This is a genomic window from Streptomyces sp. 3N207, assembly GCF_052246355.1.
Taxonomy (GTDB): Bacteria; Actinomycetota; Actinomycetes; order Streptomycetales; family Streptomycetaceae; genus Streptomyces.
In genome coordinates this window covers 1-16,333 of sequence record NZ_JBQQBV010000043.1, presented here as the reverse complement: position 1 = coordinate 16,333, position 16,333 = coordinate 1, and the positions used below count along the sequence as shown (strand labels likewise).

Genomic DNA, 16,333 nt, shown 5'->3' with positions numbered 1-16,333 from the left:
TCCCCATCCCGGGTAGGCGTGGCTTTTCTGAGCGTCGGCACCCGTAGCAGCCGATCCGAGTCGCTTATAGGTCATCACTGTGTGATGACTACATCCTGTGGAGCCGGAGAGGACGCTCCAGGCGGCCATGGTGGTCGTCGGCGCCGGCTACCTGCTGCGGTTCCCGCGGAAAGGCAAGGTAGACCGGCTTGGTCCTCGATCCTCGGGGGTGTCGCCGGACCGTTCACCTCGCCTGCGGCACGCCTCCGTGGTGCGATGGAACGGGGGCAGGAAGGAGAGAGTGATGGTCCCACCAGCAGCGGAGCACAAGAGTGGCGCGGCCCCGGTATCAGTCCGCCCGCTGGATGAGGCGGATCTGGATCGGGCCGATGAGATCTGCCAGCTTGGCGAGAAGCTGAGTTGACAGAATTTCAGGATTCTGGAAATAGCATTCGGGTGTGCCTCGCCCCCACGCCGAGACCGTCACCGACACCGACGGCCGTCGGTATCACATCCGACTGGGCGTCTTCCGCAGCAACACCCGCGGTCACCACAAACAGCACAAGCTCACCTCAGAGCAGACCCGCAAAGCCTTTGAGGTCGGACTGCTCACCTGATCTCGGGCTGGCCGACTGGCAGGGGCGTCACCGTGGCACTGACGGCTTCGCTTTCGCCCTGAGCGTAGATGGGTGCACGCACTTGCCGATGATGAGCGCCCCAACTGGCTGACCCAGCAGCGCCTTGATGTCGGCCGGCGCATCCGGGACGCGCCTCTGTGGGCCAACCTGAGCCAGGAGCAGTTGGCCGAGCGCGTCGGCGTTGAGCGGCGCACCATCGTGAGGCTTGAACTGGGCATCACATCGCCCCCACCGGACCGGCTCCTGTGGATCGCCCACGTCCTCGGCCGTCCACCGTCAGAGCTGTTGCCGGACGAGTAGGGCCCTGGCCACCCGCGACGGGGGAGGCACGGATGGCCAGAGGGCTACGAGCCGCGGATGCAGTCGCAGCAGGCGACGCGTCGGCCGTCCTGGGAGGGGACGAGGAAGGCGGGGACGCCGCCGAACAGCTTCGTGCGCGCGGCGCCGGAGGCGGTGGCCTTCCTGCTGCTGATGCCCGCCAAAGTGGGCGGCCACGTCTTCGTACCCAGGCGTGACCGACTCGCGCGGCGTGCCATCGTCGCTCATCCTCTCTTCCTCCTCGACTCACTTGGCCAGCACGGAGCGCACCGGCACAGCTACATGTGGCCCACTCCGGCCGGTCCGCTCACGGGACGACCGCGGGTTTCGGTGTCGCTCCGGCCGGGGCGGGGGTCATGGGCGCTCGAAGCGGTCCGCGAGCCGCTGCAGGTGCCTGCGGTAGATCACTTCCACGGATTCGGGCACGTCGCCCGGGTCGATAGACAGCCGACGACACAGGTCGCAGCGCCACTCGTCCCAGCCGGGTCCTGACTCGCCCGGGAATTCCATCAGCCATAGGTCTCGGGTGGTCTCGCAGACGGCGCAGCGGTATGGGCCGGGCGGCAGTTCGCCGGTGCGTGCGGCGGCCAGCAGCCTGACTGCGCCGTCCATCTGCACTTCGGGCTTGACGCGGCAGATGTAGCTGGGCGGTACGCGGAAGGGTGCTCTGGGCAGCAGCGTCATCCGCCACATCGTGGCCTCGCGCCATAGCCACAGCGCCAGGCGGCTGGCGTCGTCGGTGGCGGGTTCACCTGCTTCGGTGTCGCGGGCCTGCCACGCGAGGTGGGGCAGGGTCTCGGCCCGCTGGTCGGCGGTGGCGTCCATCCATGCGCGAGGCGGGGGCGTGCTGGCGTCGTAGCCGACGAGGTTGAGCCTGTCGACTACCAGGCCGAGGAGGGCGATGTGATCGGTCATGGCGTGTCTCCGGGCTCGGCGCAGTCGACGGGCAGGGCGGTGCGGCGGTCTCGGGCGGGGATGGCGGCGAGTAGCGCCAGGGCGGCCTCCATCTGCACGGGCCAGTCGGTGGCTAGGAGATGGTCGATCGGCACGACGTCGACTCCGCCGCCGTCGCACCCGCGGGCGGCCTGTTGCAGCGTCATGGCGTACCGGCGGGCGTCTCCGGCCGGCCATGTCAGTCTGCGGTTTCGGGTGTGCCACGCGAGATGGGTCAGCGTCCTGGCGCGGGCCTCGATTTTCGACGTCTTCCACGCCCCTTGGAGGAAGGTGGATTGAACGGCGCGCCGTCCGTGCCGGTGGAGCTGTACGCGCAGCTGACGGCGGAGGTCCATGTCATGGCGGGTGTCAGGCACGGGGCTTGTCCTTCGGTAAGGCCGCGCAGCGGCAGCGGCTGCTGACGACGCGGACCTGGTCCTTCCGGTCGCTGGTGAGGCTGAGGGGGCGTTTGCAGCGCGGGCAGGTGCCGTACCAGGTGCCTCGGCGGGTTGCGATGGCCGCGGGTTCAGGAGGCATTGCGGGCCCACCATCGTCGGCCTCGCTCTGGTCGGCAGCGCGGGCAGCGGCATGGCGGGAAGGTCATGCTCTTGGCGCAGCGCTTGCCGCCGCGCAGCTCTCGCCATCGGCTCCACGTGCGGCCACCGTCGCGAGAGATGCGCAGCTTCAGCGTGCTCACGGTCGGGCTCCCACGCGGTGTGGGACAGCGGCGTCGTAGGCGGCGCGCTGTGCGGCCGAGGCGGCGGTCAGGTCTTCGACCCGGGCGGTCCATTCGGTGCCGTGCGGGGTGACCAGCCGGACGTGCTCGGCGTCGATGACCGTCTGGACACGCCCCACCCATGCGGGCTCGGGCGGCACAGACTGCCGCGTAGCCTCGTCCACCAGGTAGTCGCCGCGCGCTGGGGCTGATCCAAGCGTCATTGCCGGTCCTCGACTTCGGGTAGCAGATCCACCACAAGACTCGAACCGCGAGCGCAACGCCGGTATAACCGATGGGTGTTACCGACTCGGTAATACGCTCGTTGCCAGGGCAGCGTGAAATTCCCTTACGCTTAAGATCACTTCCGGAAGTTGGCTCACATGGACGCCACCACCCCCGGCCCGCTCGCCGCCGATGTCCTGACCCGGGATGATGTGCGCCGCGCCCTCCAAGAGCACGACTTCGCCGCCGCATTCACATTGATCAAAAAATGGGGCGGCCTCTCCCAGAACCGCATCGCAGCGGCGTGCCAGCTCACCCCCGGCAAGGTCTCCACGATCATCAAGGGACAGCACCAGATCACGTCGATAGAGGTCATCCGCCGGATCGCAGACGGACTCCGCATCCCCGGCGCCCTCTTGGGCCTGGCACCCCGCCCATGGGAAAGCACCCCACCCGACCCACGCCCGGCAGACACTCCAGGTGAACGGCAGCCAGCAGACGACGACGTACCGTGGCGCCCGGACGCCACAGTCGCCCTGGCCGGAAACCTGACAAGGAGCGATCTCGTGATGGACCGTCGCGGCGCCTCGCGCGCGCTCGCGGCAGCCGCAGTCACCGGCACCGCCCTCCTCGATCCGCTGGAAGCGTGGCTCCAGTCGGCCGCAGCGTCCTCCCGTACCCGGCGGGTCGGGCGCCTGGGCACCCGAGACGTGGAGCAGCTGGAGCAGACTGCGCAGGCGTTCCGCCGCTGGGACCACCAGCATGGTGGCGGCCTGCGCCGCAAAGCCGTGCTGGGCCAGCTCGCCGAAGTGGCAGCCGCGCTGAATGAGCACCAGACAGACGCTGTCGAAGGCCGTCTCTACCGGGTCATGGCGCACCTATCCGGTACCGCCGCGACGATGGCGTGGGATACGGGGTACCAGAGGCGAGCACAGGACTATTACCGGCTGGCACTGCGGAGCGCCCACGCCGCCGAAGACCTCATCTTCGGGGCCAACGTGCTGGCAGGGATGGCCAGGCAAATGCTTTACCGCGGGCAACCCCAGGACGCCCTGGAGCTAGTACGCCTGGCGCAGGAAGGCTCCCGGCGAGTCGCAGGGCCACGGGTCCGGGCCATGCTCCACACCCGCGAAGCCTGGGCTCTGGCGGCCATGGGCCGTACTGCGGCCTTCCGCCGGGCGACCGAGCAGGCGCGGGAGGCGCTGGCGGCAACGGCGGCACACGATGACGAGCCGTACTGGATCGCGTACTTCGATGAGGCGGAGTTGGCCGGTGTCACCGGCGGCCGGCTGCTCGACCTCGCCCGCCAGGACCGCGACCACGCGGAAGGAGCGGCGGACCATATTCGCCAGGCTCTCGACCGCCGGGGCCCGGAGGCTGCCCGCAGCCACGCTCTCGACCGGATCGGCCTAGCCGAGTGTCATTTCCTGGCCGGGGACATCACAGGCGCTGTCCAAGAGACGCACCGGGCAGCGGACGCGGCTACACAGACCGCCTCCGCACGAGTGCGTGATCAACTCGGCGAGCTGTACTCGTATACGGTCGGGCACAGCAAGGCGCGCGCCGTCCGCGACGTACGCGACCGCCTCCGTGATCTGCTGGCGAACCGATGAAGGGCCCACCGATGACCACACTCGCGGTGACAGGACACATGGACCTCACGGACGAGGCCGTGCCGCTCGTCCGCCACGCGTTGGACAAAGTCCTCGCCGACTACGAGCCCGCCGAGCTAGTCGGAGTCTCCTGCATCGCCAAGGGCAGTGACAGCCTCTTCGCGGAGGCTGTTCTGGATGCCGGGGGCCAGCTGGTGGTCGTGCTGCCGTCCCGCGACTACCGGGAGGCCAAGGTGAAGCCCGAGCACGCGCCCACCTTTGACCGGCTCCGCGCGGCGGCTTCGGAGGAGATTGTGATGCCGCACGAGACCGCGAACCGGTCGGCGTACGAGGCCGCGAACGCTGAGCTGCTGCGCCGTGCGGACCGGTTGGTGGCAGTGTGGGATGGTCAGCCGCCCTCCGGGAAGGGCGGTGGCACCGCCGACACTGTGCAGCTCGCAAAGGCTGAAGGGCTGGATGTCACTGTCGTGTGGCCGACAGGCGCTGCGCGAAAGGGGTGAAGCCCTGTCTCCCTAAACGAACGAAAGAGCCCCGCCCTCCCGGAGGAGAGCGGGGCTCGTTGCTTTCACCATCTCTTGCGGTCGAAGATAGCCGCGGACTGCGGCGAGGGGCTACTGGGGTCGGGTTGCCGGGCACCGTCGCGGCGGCACCCCACACAGCGCGGCCGAAGACGCCGCCGCCAGCAGCGGACGGCGCGAACCACAATGGCCGTGCCGCTGGCCGGTCCGTCCCCACCGTAGAGACCACTGCATGAACCGCGCGGGCACGCCGAGGGGGACTGCCGGCACGAGGATCGGCTGATCCCAGGGCTCGTCACGGAGTTCCTGGACGTGTGCGCGCTCTACTTCGCCGAGCATTACACCCTCGCTGCGGCCCGGGATGCTGTCATCGCGGGCGTGGCGGTGGGGGAGCGGCTGCACCAGGCCCGCAAGCCCGGTGGGCTGGGGAAGAAGTCCGCGCGCGAAGAGCCGGCGCGAGCGGCTGGAGGCCATCGACCCGGACTGGAATCCCGACTGGTCGCTGTCGTGGCAGCGGCACTACGCGAAAGCCCACTGGCTGCTTTCCGAGGGCGCCACCCTTGCCGAGCTCCAGCCCGGGGTCAGCCTCGGCGGAGACGACGTCGGCACCTGGCTGGCCGAGCAGCCCGCCGCCTGGCGCACACTCACAGACGGCCAGCAACAGCGCCTCGCAGCACTGGGAATCCAGCCCGCCGCCACAGCAGCACTCCCGGCCGCCCCGGCCGTGCCCGCCGGGGCATCCCGGTGGGAAATCAACCTCGCCGCAGCCCGCCACTTCAAAGCCTGCGAAGGACATCTGCGCGTACCACGCGACCACACTGAAACCATTACCGACACCGAAGGAGGCGAACACCACATCCGGCTGGGCGTCTTCCGCAGCAACACCCGCAGCCAACACAAGAAACAGAAACTGTCCGCCAACCAAGCCAGCGAAGCTCACGAATTGGGCCTGCTGGCCTGACCGCAAAACAAAGGCCCCGCCGTTTCCTCATAAGTGAGGAAACGGCAGGGTCTTTCTGCATTCCAGACACGGGATGTCTGTTACGTCCGGGACAGGAGTCAAATCGCCCTAGGACGCCTTGCCCCGGACCCCATCACGGTGGTCACCGTGACGCTCTGCGGGCGCCCACCATCATCGTACCGACGCCCCACGCTGCGCCCTGTCAGCCCGGGCAGGGCCGGGGCATTCCGAACTAGAGATCCGATTCCATCGCCCGCGTCGCCGAACGAGCGTATCGGCACGGCCTGTTGCAGGCCGACGACCTGCTGCACCACTTGCCTGCTGTCTGGTTGCTGCACCTGCCGCACAGCTGGCACGACCTCGCCTTCACCGCGGCCTGGTGGCGGACGCTCGCCGCGTTCCTCGAGCGAGAACTCGGGACCGACGCGGACGCCTGGCTGCGGCTCGCCGCGACCGCGCGGAACGCGGCGACAACCGACGCCGACGCCCAAGGACAGCAGCGTGCCGACACCTGGCCCGAACTCCTCGCCCGCTCACGTCGGGACGGCCCGCACGATACGGCCACGCTGAGGAAGCTGTGCGCAGGCGTCGACAGGTCCGCGACCTTCTCACCCACTGTCGCGCCCACCACCCCGGAGGCGGCACTCAAGCTGCTCGCCCGCGGTAACCATCTGTGGGCGTGGCCCCTGGGCACGTTGCTGTGTGCGGCCGGCCCTGAGGTTCTGGCCGCAGTGCTGCCTCGCTACGGCCCGGACGGGCCGTGGATGCTCGCCGCATTTCTCCTACGGTGCAAGCCGACGCCGCGCGCACCTTTCGAGTATCTGCTCCAGTTGCGTGACCCGGCGACGCTGCGGGTCCTGTCCGAGCAGTCCAGGTGGCTCAGTGACGACGACACAGCCCGCCTACTGGACCTGGCCGACCCCGATGTCGACCTGACCGTGCTGCGCACCACTGCCGACCTGGGACTGCGGCGCCGTATCGCCGCCCGGCCGGGCGCAGTGGCGTCGAGCCTCGTCGCTCAACTGCACGCCGATCCCCTCGCAGAACCGCCGGGCGGCACCGTGTGGCTGGAGTCAGCCGAACCGGAACTCGTGGAACTCCTCTTCGCCAGGTCGGGCAAGCACCTCAGCCTGGCACAGCAACTAGTGGGCTGCCTGAACCTGCTGCGCCACGGCGGACATGAGCGGCTGGCTGCGCTGGCGGAGAGCGGACTGCTCGGGGCCACCGCGACGCGGCTGTGCCAGAAGGCGCTCAAGGCCGACGATCCGGCCGCGCCCCTGGCGGCGCGCGCCGAGCGGGAGTTGTCAGCAGACCGCCTGGTGAAGCGGCTGCGCCGCGCTCAGGGCCACTGGGAGACTCGGAAAGTCCTCGGCAGCACGCCGGGCACCCCGGACTGGGACGCGCTGGAAGCCGAACACAGCGAACAGCCCATCCCCGGCTGGGACCAACTCGTCCGGCACCCCGACGCCCCGTACGACTTCAGGCTGCACAACGCCGCATATCTGCCAGAGCCGTCACGCGGCACCGCCCCGCTGGGACGGGAGTTGACCGTGGCCCGAGCCCGGCACGGGGTGGGCGGGCACCTCCGCGAGCCCGTGGACGCCCTGCTCGACCACCTGCTGCAGACAGGGCAGTTGACCGGCCGAGACCTGATACACGAGGTCGCGCCGGCGGCCATCGTGCTGAGCTACCTCAACCGCGCGCGGCGCCGCTCCGACGCTCCCAAGGAGGTGCACGCCGCCCTGGCAGAGGCCACCAGACTGGTGAGCGACCGGCTGGGCGAGGACACCAGCGCGTGGCAGCGCGTCTTCACCAAGCTCACCGAACGGACGCCGGCCTGGAACCCGGTTGTTGCGGTGTCGGCGCTGGTGTCTGTGCGGTGACGTACAACGCAGGTCGGCCGACTGTCTCGAATTATTCCGGTACCGGATCTCACGGCCGCGGGCTCGGCCGGCCCCGGACATGACGCACGGACAGCGGCATCGACGGCGTAGGGCCGCCTGCCCTGCGGCCGCACCGTGCACCTCGGCGTCGTGTGCCTCTGGCCTGTTGCTCGTCGCGCACGAACGGGCCCGGCTGGCGGCGCCGTTCGAAGCAGCAGCCGGCCGACTGGAACACATGTACGCGGACGGGCAGGCTGTAGTCCAGTCGTCTGACACGATTTGGGTTTGGTCAAGCATGCACATCCTGCTGCACGTGCTCCCGGGTGTCGCCGTGCTCACCTGTTCGGCCGTATGCGGAATGGATCTGTTCGCGGCCATCGTTCTTCGGTCTGCGCTGTCCGTAGTCGATGACCGGATGCTCACCACCACGATGGGCCTCGTTCACAAGTACGGCGTCCAGCGGCTGCCTGTCCGGTTCGCCTCAGCGTCGTCACAAGCGTCCTCAGTGTGGTAGCGGCGCTGGTGGCTGGGCGCACGGCGGTCGCGTTGGCAGGCATGCTCGCGGTGGCTGCCCTCCTCTGCTGGATCAGTGTCTGCTTCCGAGTCAGCGCACCGATCAATCGTGCGTTCAGGGCCGCGGCCGCCGGGAAAACGGTATTGCCCAGCGCCCGTGCCTGCGATGTCGGGCGACGCCACACCCCAGCCTTCCGGCGCAACCTGTTCCTCCTCCGGCAGGATAAAGATCCGGCGGAAATCAAGTCGGCCCTCGGCCGTCCAGTAAGCGCCACCCCGTGATTTCGTACATCTGAACAGAATCCCTGACTCAGAAGACCAGAGCTTCGGAAACCGAGGGATCGATGCAGCTCTCAATGGATGACCGCGGAGGTCGGCAACCTTCGTCAGTGTTTGAGGTGCGCGGCGTCGGCGTGCTCCTGCTGGATGACCAGGGTCGGATTGTTCAGGTGAACCGCGAGGCCGAGGTACTGCTCGGCCGGCCCGCGGAGGACGTGCTGGGCCATGACTCTCACGACCGCCTTCATCGTGATCGTCATGGGCATACGCTGCCCCGGAGCAGCTGCCCTTTCCGGCAGGCCCTCAACAGCGGTCGGGCAGCTCAGGGGCAGCTGGGATGGTATGAGCGCGGGGATGGGACCCTGCTGCCGCTCTGCTGGCTGATCACGCCCTGCCGGATCGCCGGGGACAGGGACGGCGCGGTGATCGTCTTCTACGAGCGTGAACTCGGCACGGCCGCTGAGGAGTCCCCAGACCGGAGCCGGCCGGAAGCAGCAGCCTTGCCGGAGCTGGAGCGTCTTGCGCTGCTGGCCGAGACCACCACTACCCTTACCTCGACCCTGGATGTCGAAGAGGCGCTGCGACGGCTCACCCGGCTGGTCGTCCCGCGCCTGGCGGACTGGGCTGTGATCGACCTGATTTCTCCGGGCGAAGAGGTGTGGCGGGCCTCTGTGGTGCATCACGAGGCGGGAGCCCTGGTCGACCGTGAGGACTTGCAAGGCCGGATGCCTCCCATTCCCCACGAGTCCGTGATGCCTTTGTCTCGGGCACTGCGGGGCGCGGCATCGGCGCTGGCGGGGCCGGAAAACTATCAGGGGCCGCCGGATACGGGTATCGCGGTCGCCCAGCGGGAGTTGTTCGAGGCGACGGGCATGCACTCGGTGGCCATCACCCCGATCCGGGGCGTGCGCGAGGTGCTGGGAGCGCTGACGCTGGGCAGGTCCGAGCGGATCGAGCCGTTCTGCGATCTGCCCTTGCTGGAGGACATCGCGCGCCGGGCAGGACTGGCGTTGGAGAACGCGCGTTTGTACCAGCGGCAGCGGCGTGTCACCGAGACCATGCAGCGGCACTTGCTGCCTCAGCTGCCCCGTGTACCGGGGCTGGAGATGGCAGCACGGTATCTGGCCGCGCCGGAAGCCTCGGAGGTGGGAGGTGACTGGTACGACGCCTTCCGTCTGCAGGATGACACACTGGCTGTGGCGATCGGTGATGTCGTGGGCCACGACGCTGATGCCGCGGCTTCGATGGCGCAAGTCCGCAACATGCTGCGGGCCTACGCCTGGTCCTATCAGGAACCGCCCAGCGCCATCGTCGACCGGCTCGACCAAGCCGTGCAGCATATGACGGAAGCGTCGCTGGCCACGATGATCTTCGCCCGGGTCGAATGCAGCGGTGCAGACCACCGGGGCTGCCAAGTGCGGTGGACCAACGCGGGGCACCCGCCGCCGCTTCTCGTCACCCACGACGGGCAAGCCCGGTTTCTGAACAGCTCCGTTGATCCTCTGATCGGCGCGGAACTCACTGCTCCACGCCAGGACGCAACGGAGCAGCTGCCGCCCCTGTCCACCCTGGTCTTCTATACAGACGGTCTGATCGAGTCACGTGCCCGGTCACTCGGCCAGGGACTCAGCAAGTTGAGCCGACACGCTGCCGCGCTGGTCCACCGTCCTCTCGATGCTTTCTGCGACCTCCTGCTCGAACGGGTCCGCCCTGCCGACAACGACGATGACGTCGCCGTACTCGCCCTGCGCAGGCCCTGAACGGGGACGTCACCTTGAGAGCAGAACCCCCATTGCGGGCTGGCTCGCGGTTCGGTGGTGAAAGTGCTCACGCAGCGTCCCGGGTCGATCGTTCCAGCCAGACCGTTTTGCCGCGGCCGCTGGGTGAGCTGCCCACGCTGTGGCGAGGCCGTCGACGATGATGAGACCGCATCCGTGCTCGGCCTGCGCCTTCCCCTCGTCCGTCACTGAGAGCGAAGAAGGCACCGGAGTATCGCGTCCGAGTCCCTGACTTCCGGCGTATGGGCATTTTCAGGTTATTCGGGTCCTGCCGGTAGGATGCTCTCCGGGCTGGCTTGCCGGGCGGTCAGGGAGGGACCGGGTGGAGGCTGCTGGGTGTCGTGCAAGGGGTTCCGGTTCCCACGGGGACCATCTCTCATGCGGTGTGGCTGTGCGATCGCTTCCCGGTCAGCTACCGGGAGGTTGAGGAACTGCTGCCGGCGCGCGGGATCGTCGCCTCTTACGAGTCCATCCGCCAAGTGTGCGACCGGTTCGGGCCCCAGCATGCGGTCGGCCTGCGTCACCGCAGGCCGCAGGCCGGGGTCAAGTGGCACCTGGACGAGGTCTTCGTGAAGATCAATGGGTGCCGCACTACCTCTGGCGGGCCGTCGACAGGACGGCAATGTGCTGGACATCCTGACGCAGCCGAAGCGGGACGCGAAAGCCGCCAAGCGGTTCCTGGCCAAGCTGATGAAGAAGCAGCGCCGGGGGCCGAGGGCCATGGTCACCGACAAGCTCCGCTCCTACGGCGTCGCCCACAAGGAACTGATGACCTCGCTCCGAGCTCCGCTCCCAGAAGGGCCTGAACAACCGGCGGAAGACTCCCACCAGCCCGCCCCGCCAAACGCTCCGTCAGGGGACAGCCGCTCGGGGAGCCTCGTCACGTTCTACGACGCTCCCCGCTGGCCCAAGAAACGACGCCCTTGCAGCTGTACCTCCTGTACGCGGACCATCCGCGTGCCCGATCCCGGAGGGGGAACCCGTGTCCACGCTCGTTCTGCTGGTGGTTCAGCTGCTGCTCCTGGTCGGCCTGATGGCGGTCGGTGTGCTCGGCTGTGCCGTCTCCCGCCATCCGGTGCTCACGGCGCCGCTGACCGTCGCCTTGGCCGGGGCAACGCTGCTGACCGCCGAGGTCTCCACCGTGGCCACCGCCGCCGCCCGGTGACCTCGCAGGGCAACCCCGGGCCGCGCCGCCAGTGCCCGAACCCGGGGTTGCCCTACAGCGTGCCCTACAACTGGCCCTACTTGCCCCAGGTGCCGGGAAGCGAGGGCCGGTCAACGGGTCTGACCAACAGGTCAACGGGTCCGGCGCCGGGGCCCGGGAGGGCGCCGACTACTTCGCTATGGCACCCCCCTCTTGGGGGCACCGGGCGAAGCCGGACCCGTCCCGCGGTCCGCTGCGGTTGTGCGAGCAGCTGCGTCGACGGGGCACCCCCCCAAGCCGGGGCAACCCTGGGGATTGCCCCGGCTCGGGGGTCGGTTGAGGGACCTGGCCCGCAGCTCGGGGGTTGCCCAACAACAGGCGTCCTACGCGGCGCTCAGGACTGCGAAGGCCGCGGACGACGCGGGGCGTTGACCAGCGGGTCGAGGGGTCCAGGGGGGCGCCGGCCCTGGGGGCGCCGACTACTTCTGTACGGTGCCCCTTCCGAGCCGGGCACCGTGCGAAGTCGCATCCCGGGTTGCGCTCCAAGTGGCGTCCCTGGTCGCGCCGGTGCTCCTGCGGCGGAGGCCTTGGGCAGCCTTGCAACCTGCATGGTCACCGCGATTCAAGGCGCTCGATGTCGCCGGCTACTTCCCGGTGAGGGGGCTGGGAAGCGGACCCTCCGTCGTCCGATGCCGGTCCTGTTCGGTTGCACGACTGGTTTTGCGGCTGGTTGCGGATTGCCCCGCCGCCTCGTCGTGTCGCTGCAGGCCGGCCCAGTGGGCAATCCCGCCCTGGCCGAACTGAAGCAGACCGTGATGGTGATGCCTGCCGGAGTAGTCCGGCCGGCTGGCCTTCCCGGTACGGCGTCGGGTGGGGATGAGGGACCCACCGGTCCAACCGGCATCGTCTCACCATCTCCTCGGCGCGCAGCCGCTATAGGTGGTCCTTCCGGGAGTCGTACTGCCGGCATTGCCCGGTGAACGTGGCGCCGAGTTCGGCATCGAGGATCGAGGCGGTGAGTTCCTTCGCGGGAGTTCCTCGCACGCCATCCGGGTCGCGGTACACCTGGAGCGCCAGCCCGTCGGTGACCGCGGCGAGGCGTACGGCCGCGGGCCACGGGTCCAGGTCGGGTTCGACTTCGCCGCACTCCTTGCCGTTGCGCACCGCCTGTGCGATATCCGCGCGCAGCGCCCTGGCGGTTTCGATGTCGACCTCAGCGAGCGCGGGGACATCCAGGGCGCGCCCGGCGAAGGCGCGCGTCACGCGGAACTCGGTGCGCCGGGTCGCGTCGAGCGGAAGCAATTCGGCCATGCCCGCTGCCAGTACCCTGGCGACGGGCTGACGGTGCTCGATGCCCGCCTGGATGCGTTCGTCGATCCGGTGCCGGACATGGGTGCTCACGTGGTGGAAGGCGTGCAACAGCATCTCGTCCTTGGTGCGGAAGTAGTGCTGTACCAGGCCCACTGAGATGCCCGCGGTCGCAGCCGTGCGGGCGATGGTCACCGCGTCGAAGCCGTTCTTGGAGATGAGTTCGCACACCGCCACGGCGATCTGACGTCTGCGTTCTTCATGATCCGCTGTTCTCGGCACTTGATAACCGTATCAGGGTACGGTAAAAACCGTATAGCTATACGGTATAGCCGTACGGTTATTGCGAGGTGCATCCGTGTCCATCCCCTTCTCCAGGCCCGCCTTTTGCCTCAGGCTCGCCTCTCCGTCCCGGTCCGGCTCTGAGCCCCTACGCCTGCGCGCCGCCGCCGTCAGCGTCATTCTGTTGCTGCTCGCGTCGGTGGCCGCCACCCCGCGAACGGCGTCGGCACAACCGGCCGGTGCGGACCGGCCGGCTGCGCACGCCACCTATCACAAGCTCGACGATTTCGTGCGCGCTCGCATGGCGGCCACCGACGTGCCGGGGCTCTCCTACGCCGTCGTGGGGCCCAACGGGCCGCTTCACCAGCGGTCGTGGGGCACCGACGGGAACGGCGGGCGCGTCACCGCGAAGACCCCGTTCCTGTGGGGCTCGGTCGCCAAGCCCGTCACGGCCACCGCCGTCATGACACTCGTGCAGTCCGGCCGGCTCGGCCTCGATGACCGGGTCGTCGACCACGTTCCGAGCTTCCGCTTCGGCGGCACAGCGCACGCTTCTCAGGTCACCGTCCGGCACCTGCTGAGCCAGACCGCCGGACTCCCGGAGACGGAGACCTCCAAGGTCGCCGACTGCCTCGACGCCCATTGCCCCGACCCGGCGCGACGCATATCCGACCTCGAAGGCATCGAGCCACTCGGCCCACCCGGCTCGCGCTACCAGTACGCGAGCGCCAACTACCTCGTGCTGACCGCACTCGTCGAAGCGGTCACCAAGCGCCCCTATGCCGAATACCTGCGGCGCTCCGTGCTCCACCCGGCCGGCATGAAAAGCGCGATCACCGACGCCGCTTCGGCCCGCGAGCGCGCACTGCCTCCCGGACACCAACTCCTGTGGGGCATCCCCTCCGCGATCGCGGACGGGATCGACAACGACGGCGCAGGCTACGGCTATCTCGGCGGCGACCTGCATGACCTGGCGGCCTTCGCGTCGTTCCAACTTCGCGCGGGCAAGACCGCCGACGGCAAGGCCGTCCTGACCCCCGAGTCCGTACGCCTCATGCGCGAAGGGGGCAGGCTGAGGACGAGTGGAGACCGTACGGGATACGGCCTCGGCTGGCGCGTCGGCGGACTGGACGCGCCCCTCGGCAAGGCCATCTGGCACACGGGCGCCACGCCCGGCTACTCGGCGATGCTGTTCCTCCTGCCCGAGCAGGACACCGCCCTCGTCGTCCAGCAGAACCTGCACGGGCTCCTGCACGATACGGCGGTCATGGAGGTCGGCTTCGGAGCCGCCAGAATCCTCGCCGGCGGCGAACCAGCCGAAGCCGCCTCGGCGTTCATCTATCACACCGCGGTGTGGACCACCACGGGCTCGGCCCTGGTGCTGCTCGCAGCCGTGATCCGCTCCGTCATCCTGTTGCGGCGTAAGCGCGTGTACGCATCCTGGACACGCCTGGCCGTCGTGACCACGGCCTGGTGCGCGGCCGGCGCGTTGCCGGGCATCGCGTTATTGGCCCTGGCCCGCTCGATGAGCGCGCGGCAACTCCTGAACTGGGTGCCCGACTCCGTCCTCGCCCTGTGCGCCGCAGCCACTGCCGGCGCCCTGACCGTCTTTGTGCGGATCGCTCTCGCTCTGCGGGACATCGTGCGGAGACGCGCGGGAAGGGGCCGGACGCGGCCGCTGAATGACGGCGAGGCGTCAACTGGAAGGCCCTCAACCGGTGGCCACTGGAAGGACGTTCAGGCAACCTCGACGTGATGGGCGTCGTTGTTTCGTCGTCGGGATGCGTCATGAGGTGTCCTCGGGTGTCGGGCGGTTGAACTGCGGTGTTTGTGTCCGGGCCTGTCGGTTTGGGCGTGACAGGTGGTGTCGTTTGTCGGGTCAATGACGTGTCGTGTGTGTCAGCGGGGTCTGTGCGGTGGTGTCGGTGGCTGGTGCGAGCATGCCTGCATGAGTGAGCCGGGCCAGCCGGAGGGTCTATTGCAGCGACCACGACGACCCGCACCCCTACTCCCGCCCCGCCACGACTACCGCGAGCTGGTTGGGGACGGCCTGCTGGTCGAGGTCATCGGCCAGAGCGGGGAAGAGCTGAGCGATGGCGCGGCCCTGATTACCGAGATCGGTCAGTGATGGGCGCTGTCTGGTTTCCACTGGGGGTGCGTCATCTGTTTTCATCGCTGCGGGTGCCGCTGTGCTGGGGGTACATGGTTTGAGAAGGCGGTTCGTGAGTCGATGGGTAGTTCTGTCGTCACCTGATGGGGTGGGTGGGATCTCACCCGGCGAGCTGCATCAAGGCCAGGCCCAGCAGCATGAGCCCGAACAGGTCGGCGGGCGAGCGTCACCAGGGACGCGCCCTCGGCGAGGGTGGGCGGCGTCAGCGTGCGGGCCGGGAACATCCCCAACCGCCGGTCGGGTCCAACTCCTCGCCGTCGTCATCGTTGTCCTCGTCGAAGGGATTGGCGAAGATCGACGACAGCGTTTCTTCGACCGGGTTGCCGACCTCGTCCTCAGTCATGAAGATCCCGCGGAGCATGTTCAGCGGGTACAGGTAGCTTTCCGGGTCACCGGCGACGCCGACGCAGGGATGATCGAGGGCGCCTTCTCCTGCGGGGTCGAAGAACGGCTCAAGCTCCCCGCTGACGATGTCGGGGATGTACTTCCACACCATCCTTTGGTGGCGGCAGAACACCTCTCCCACGTACCAGATCGCGCCCTGTATGAAGGGCGTCATGCGCTGGTCGGTGACCTCCTCCATGCTGTTCGCCGTTTCCCGGATCAGATCGTCCAGGATCCCCAAGGAGGCCGAGGTGAAGTCCAGCACGCCCGCGAAGGAGGTCTGTCCGGCCCACCTTTCGTGGGCGTCCTGGCGCTCACCCATCCACCTGAGCAGGTCGGGGTGCCGGGTCGGGTCGTACGTCTCGTCAGGTTCGGGCACGCCGTGGACGGTAGTAGACACCACTGACACCACCATTTGCAGTGCTTCCAAGTCGAAAGATCGACACCACCCCCCGACCCGCTCAACGACCCTTTGCACGCGAGGGGGTTGGGAGCCTCTGGTTGTTTGCCGGCGGTCGGTGAAAAACTGACACGGGCCCCAACCAGCCGCCCGCCCCGCACCCCCTAGTACTGCAACGACACTCCGTGGTGTCCTCTGCGTCTGTAATGGCTGACGCGGGCTCGGGCTTGACTTCTTCTTCGCCATAAGGACCAAGCGAGTACGTGCTGGATGCTGTGACGGGCGGGAAAGA

The 16,333-nt window shown here is 68.5% G+C and carries 16 protein-coding genes and 1 pseudogene; 10 read left to right on the top strand and 7 right to left on the bottom strand.

Going from position 1 to position 16,333, the window contains the following annotated elements:
• The first annotated feature begins 437 nt into the window (after positions 1 to 437).
• Both ACTWP9_RS35770 and ACTWP9_RS35765 read left to right on the top strand, forming a co-directional pair.
• Positions 438 to 596, top strand: coding sequence for a hypothetical protein (locus ACTWP9_RS35770; RefSeq protein ID WP_443250497.1), 159 nt, complete (start codon positions 438 to 440; stop codon positions 594 to 596).
• Positions 597 to 668: 72 nt separating this feature from the next.
• The gene (locus tag ACTWP9_RS35765) at positions 669 to 917 is read left to right on the top strand and encodes a helix-turn-helix transcriptional regulator (protein WP_443250496.1); all 249 of its coding nucleotides are present in this window, start codon (positions 669 to 671) and stop codon (positions 915 to 917) included.
• Positions 918 to 961: 44 nt separating this feature from the next.
• Here the strand turns inward: ACTWP9_RS35765 and ACTWP9_RS35760 are convergent, their stop codons facing one another.
• The 4 genes from ACTWP9_RS35760 to ACTWP9_RS35745 form a co-directional block, all read right to left on the bottom strand.
• Entirely contained in the window at positions 962 to 1,153 is a 192-nt protein-coding gene (locus tag ACTWP9_RS35760; RefSeq protein WP_443250495.1) for a hypothetical protein, read from the bottom strand.
• Between the two features lie 136 nt (positions 1,154 to 1,289).
• A complete protein-coding gene (locus tag ACTWP9_RS35755) occupies positions 1,290 to 1,850 on the bottom strand; it encodes a hypothetical protein (protein WP_443250494.1) in 561 nt (186 codons plus the stop codon).
• The gene (locus tag ACTWP9_RS35750) at positions 1,847 to 2,245 is read right to left on the bottom strand and encodes a hypothetical protein (RefSeq protein WP_443250493.1); all 399 of its coding nucleotides are present in this window, start codon (positions 2,243 to 2,245) and stop codon (positions 1,847 to 1,849) included. The genes ACTWP9_RS35755 and ACTWP9_RS35750 overlap by 4 nt, the downstream gene beginning before the upstream one ends.
• 316 nt (positions 2,246 to 2,561) lie before the next feature.
• Positions 2,562 to 2,807 (bottom strand): hypothetical protein, encoded by a 246-nt coding sequence (locus ACTWP9_RS35745; protein WP_443250492.1) that lies wholly within the window; start codon positions 2,805 to 2,807, stop codon positions 2,562 to 2,564.
• A gap of 159 nt (positions 2,808 to 2,966) precedes the next feature.
• On the opposite strand from ACTWP9_RS35745, the gene ACTWP9_RS35740 reads away from it, so the two are divergent.
• The 7 genes and pseudogenes from ACTWP9_RS35740 (at position 2,967) to ACTWP9_RS35710 (ending at position 11,518) form a co-directional block, all read left to right on the top strand.
• Positions 2,967 to 4,421 carry a helix-turn-helix domain-containing protein gene (locus ACTWP9_RS35740; protein WP_443250491.1) on the top strand — a complete coding sequence of 485 codons (1,455 nt, stop codon included), beginning with the start codon at positions 2,967 to 2,969 and terminating at the stop codon, positions 4,419 to 4,421.
• Positions 4,422 to 4,432: 11 nt separating this feature from the next.
• Positions 4,433 to 4,921, top strand: coding sequence for a hypothetical protein (locus ACTWP9_RS35735; protein WP_443250490.1), 489 nt, complete (start codon positions 4,433 to 4,435; stop codon positions 4,919 to 4,921).
• Positions 4,922 to 5,357: 436 nt separating this feature from the next.
• Positions 5,358 to 5,900, top strand: a complete 543-nt coding sequence (locus ACTWP9_RS35730; RefSeq protein ID WP_443250489.1) for a helicase associated domain-containing protein — start codon at positions 5,358 to 5,360, stop codon at positions 5,898 to 5,900.
• Positions 5,901 to 6,187: 287 nt separating this feature from the next.
• Positions 6,188 to 7,783, top strand: a complete 1,596-nt coding sequence (locus ACTWP9_RS35725) for a hypothetical protein (protein WP_443250488.1) — start codon at positions 6,188 to 6,190, stop codon at positions 7,781 to 7,783.
• Positions 7,784 to 8,652: 869 nt separating this feature from the next.
• Positions 8,653 to 10,335, top strand: coding sequence for a SpoIIE family protein phosphatase (locus ACTWP9_RS35720; RefSeq protein ID WP_443250487.1), 1,683 nt, complete (start codon positions 8,653 to 8,655; stop codon positions 10,333 to 10,335).
• 597 nt (positions 10,336 to 10,932) lie between these two features.
• Positions 10,933 to 11,118, top strand: a pseudogene (locus tag ACTWP9_RS35715) (DDE-type integrase/transposase/recombinase); the annotation flags it as partial.
• A 217-nt stretch (positions 11,119 to 11,335) separates the two neighbouring features.
• The gene (locus tag ACTWP9_RS35710) at positions 11,336 to 11,518 is read left to right on the top strand and encodes a hypothetical protein (RefSeq protein WP_443250486.1); all 183 of its coding nucleotides are present in this window, start codon (positions 11,336 to 11,338) and stop codon (positions 11,516 to 11,518) included.
• A 912-nt stretch (positions 11,519 to 12,430) separates the two neighbouring features.
• Here ACTWP9_RS35710 and ACTWP9_RS35705 read toward each other — a convergent pair.
• Entirely contained in the window at positions 12,431 to 13,087 is a 657-nt protein-coding gene (locus tag ACTWP9_RS35705) for a TetR/AcrR family transcriptional regulator (RefSeq protein ID WP_443250485.1), read from the bottom strand.
• A gap of 184 nt (positions 13,088 to 13,271) precedes the next feature.
• Between ACTWP9_RS35705 and ACTWP9_RS35700 the strand changes: the two genes are divergently transcribed.
• Entirely contained in the window at positions 13,272 to 14,843 is a 1,572-nt protein-coding gene (locus tag ACTWP9_RS35700) for a serine hydrolase domain-containing protein (protein WP_443250484.1), read from the top strand.
• A gap of 249 nt (positions 14,844 to 15,092) precedes the next feature.
• Here the strand turns inward: ACTWP9_RS35700 and ACTWP9_RS35695 are convergent, their stop codons facing one another.
• Positions 15,093 to 15,236: a hypothetical protein gene (locus tag ACTWP9_RS35695; protein WP_443250483.1), complete on the bottom strand. Its 144-nt coding sequence runs from the start codon at positions 15,234 to 15,236 to the stop codon at positions 15,093 to 15,095.
• Between the two features lie 223 nt (positions 15,237 to 15,459).
• Complete coding sequence (locus ACTWP9_RS35690; protein WP_443250482.1) at positions 15,460 to 16,020, bottom strand: hypothetical protein; 561 nt, start codon at positions 16,018 to 16,020, stop codon at positions 15,460 to 15,462.
• Positions 16,021 to 16,333: the final 313 nt, after the last annotated feature.

Coding starts and splice junctions, on each gene's coding strand:
- ACTWP9_RS35755 (WP_443250494.1), bottom strand. CDS start 1,850: ATGACCGATCACATCGCCCTCCTCGGCCTGGTAGTCGACAGGCTCAAC.
- ACTWP9_RS35740 (WP_443250491.1), top strand. CDS start 2,967: ATGGACGCCACCACCCCCGGCCCGCTCGCCGCCGATGTCCTGACCCGG.
- ACTWP9_RS35745 (WP_443250492.1), bottom strand. CDS start 2,807: ATGACGCTTGGATCAGCCCCAGCGCGCGGCGACTACCTGGTGGACGAG.
- ACTWP9_RS35735 (WP_443250490.1), top strand. CDS start 4,433: ATGACCACACTCGCGGTGACAGGACACATGGACCTCACGGACGAGGCC.
- ACTWP9_RS35760 (WP_443250495.1), bottom strand. CDS start 1,153: ATGGCACGCCGCGCGAGTCGGTCACGCCTGGGTACGAAGACGTGGCCG.
- ACTWP9_RS35720 (WP_443250487.1), top strand. CDS start 8,653: ATGGATGACCGCGGAGGTCGGCAACCTTCGTCAGTGTTTGAGGTGCGC.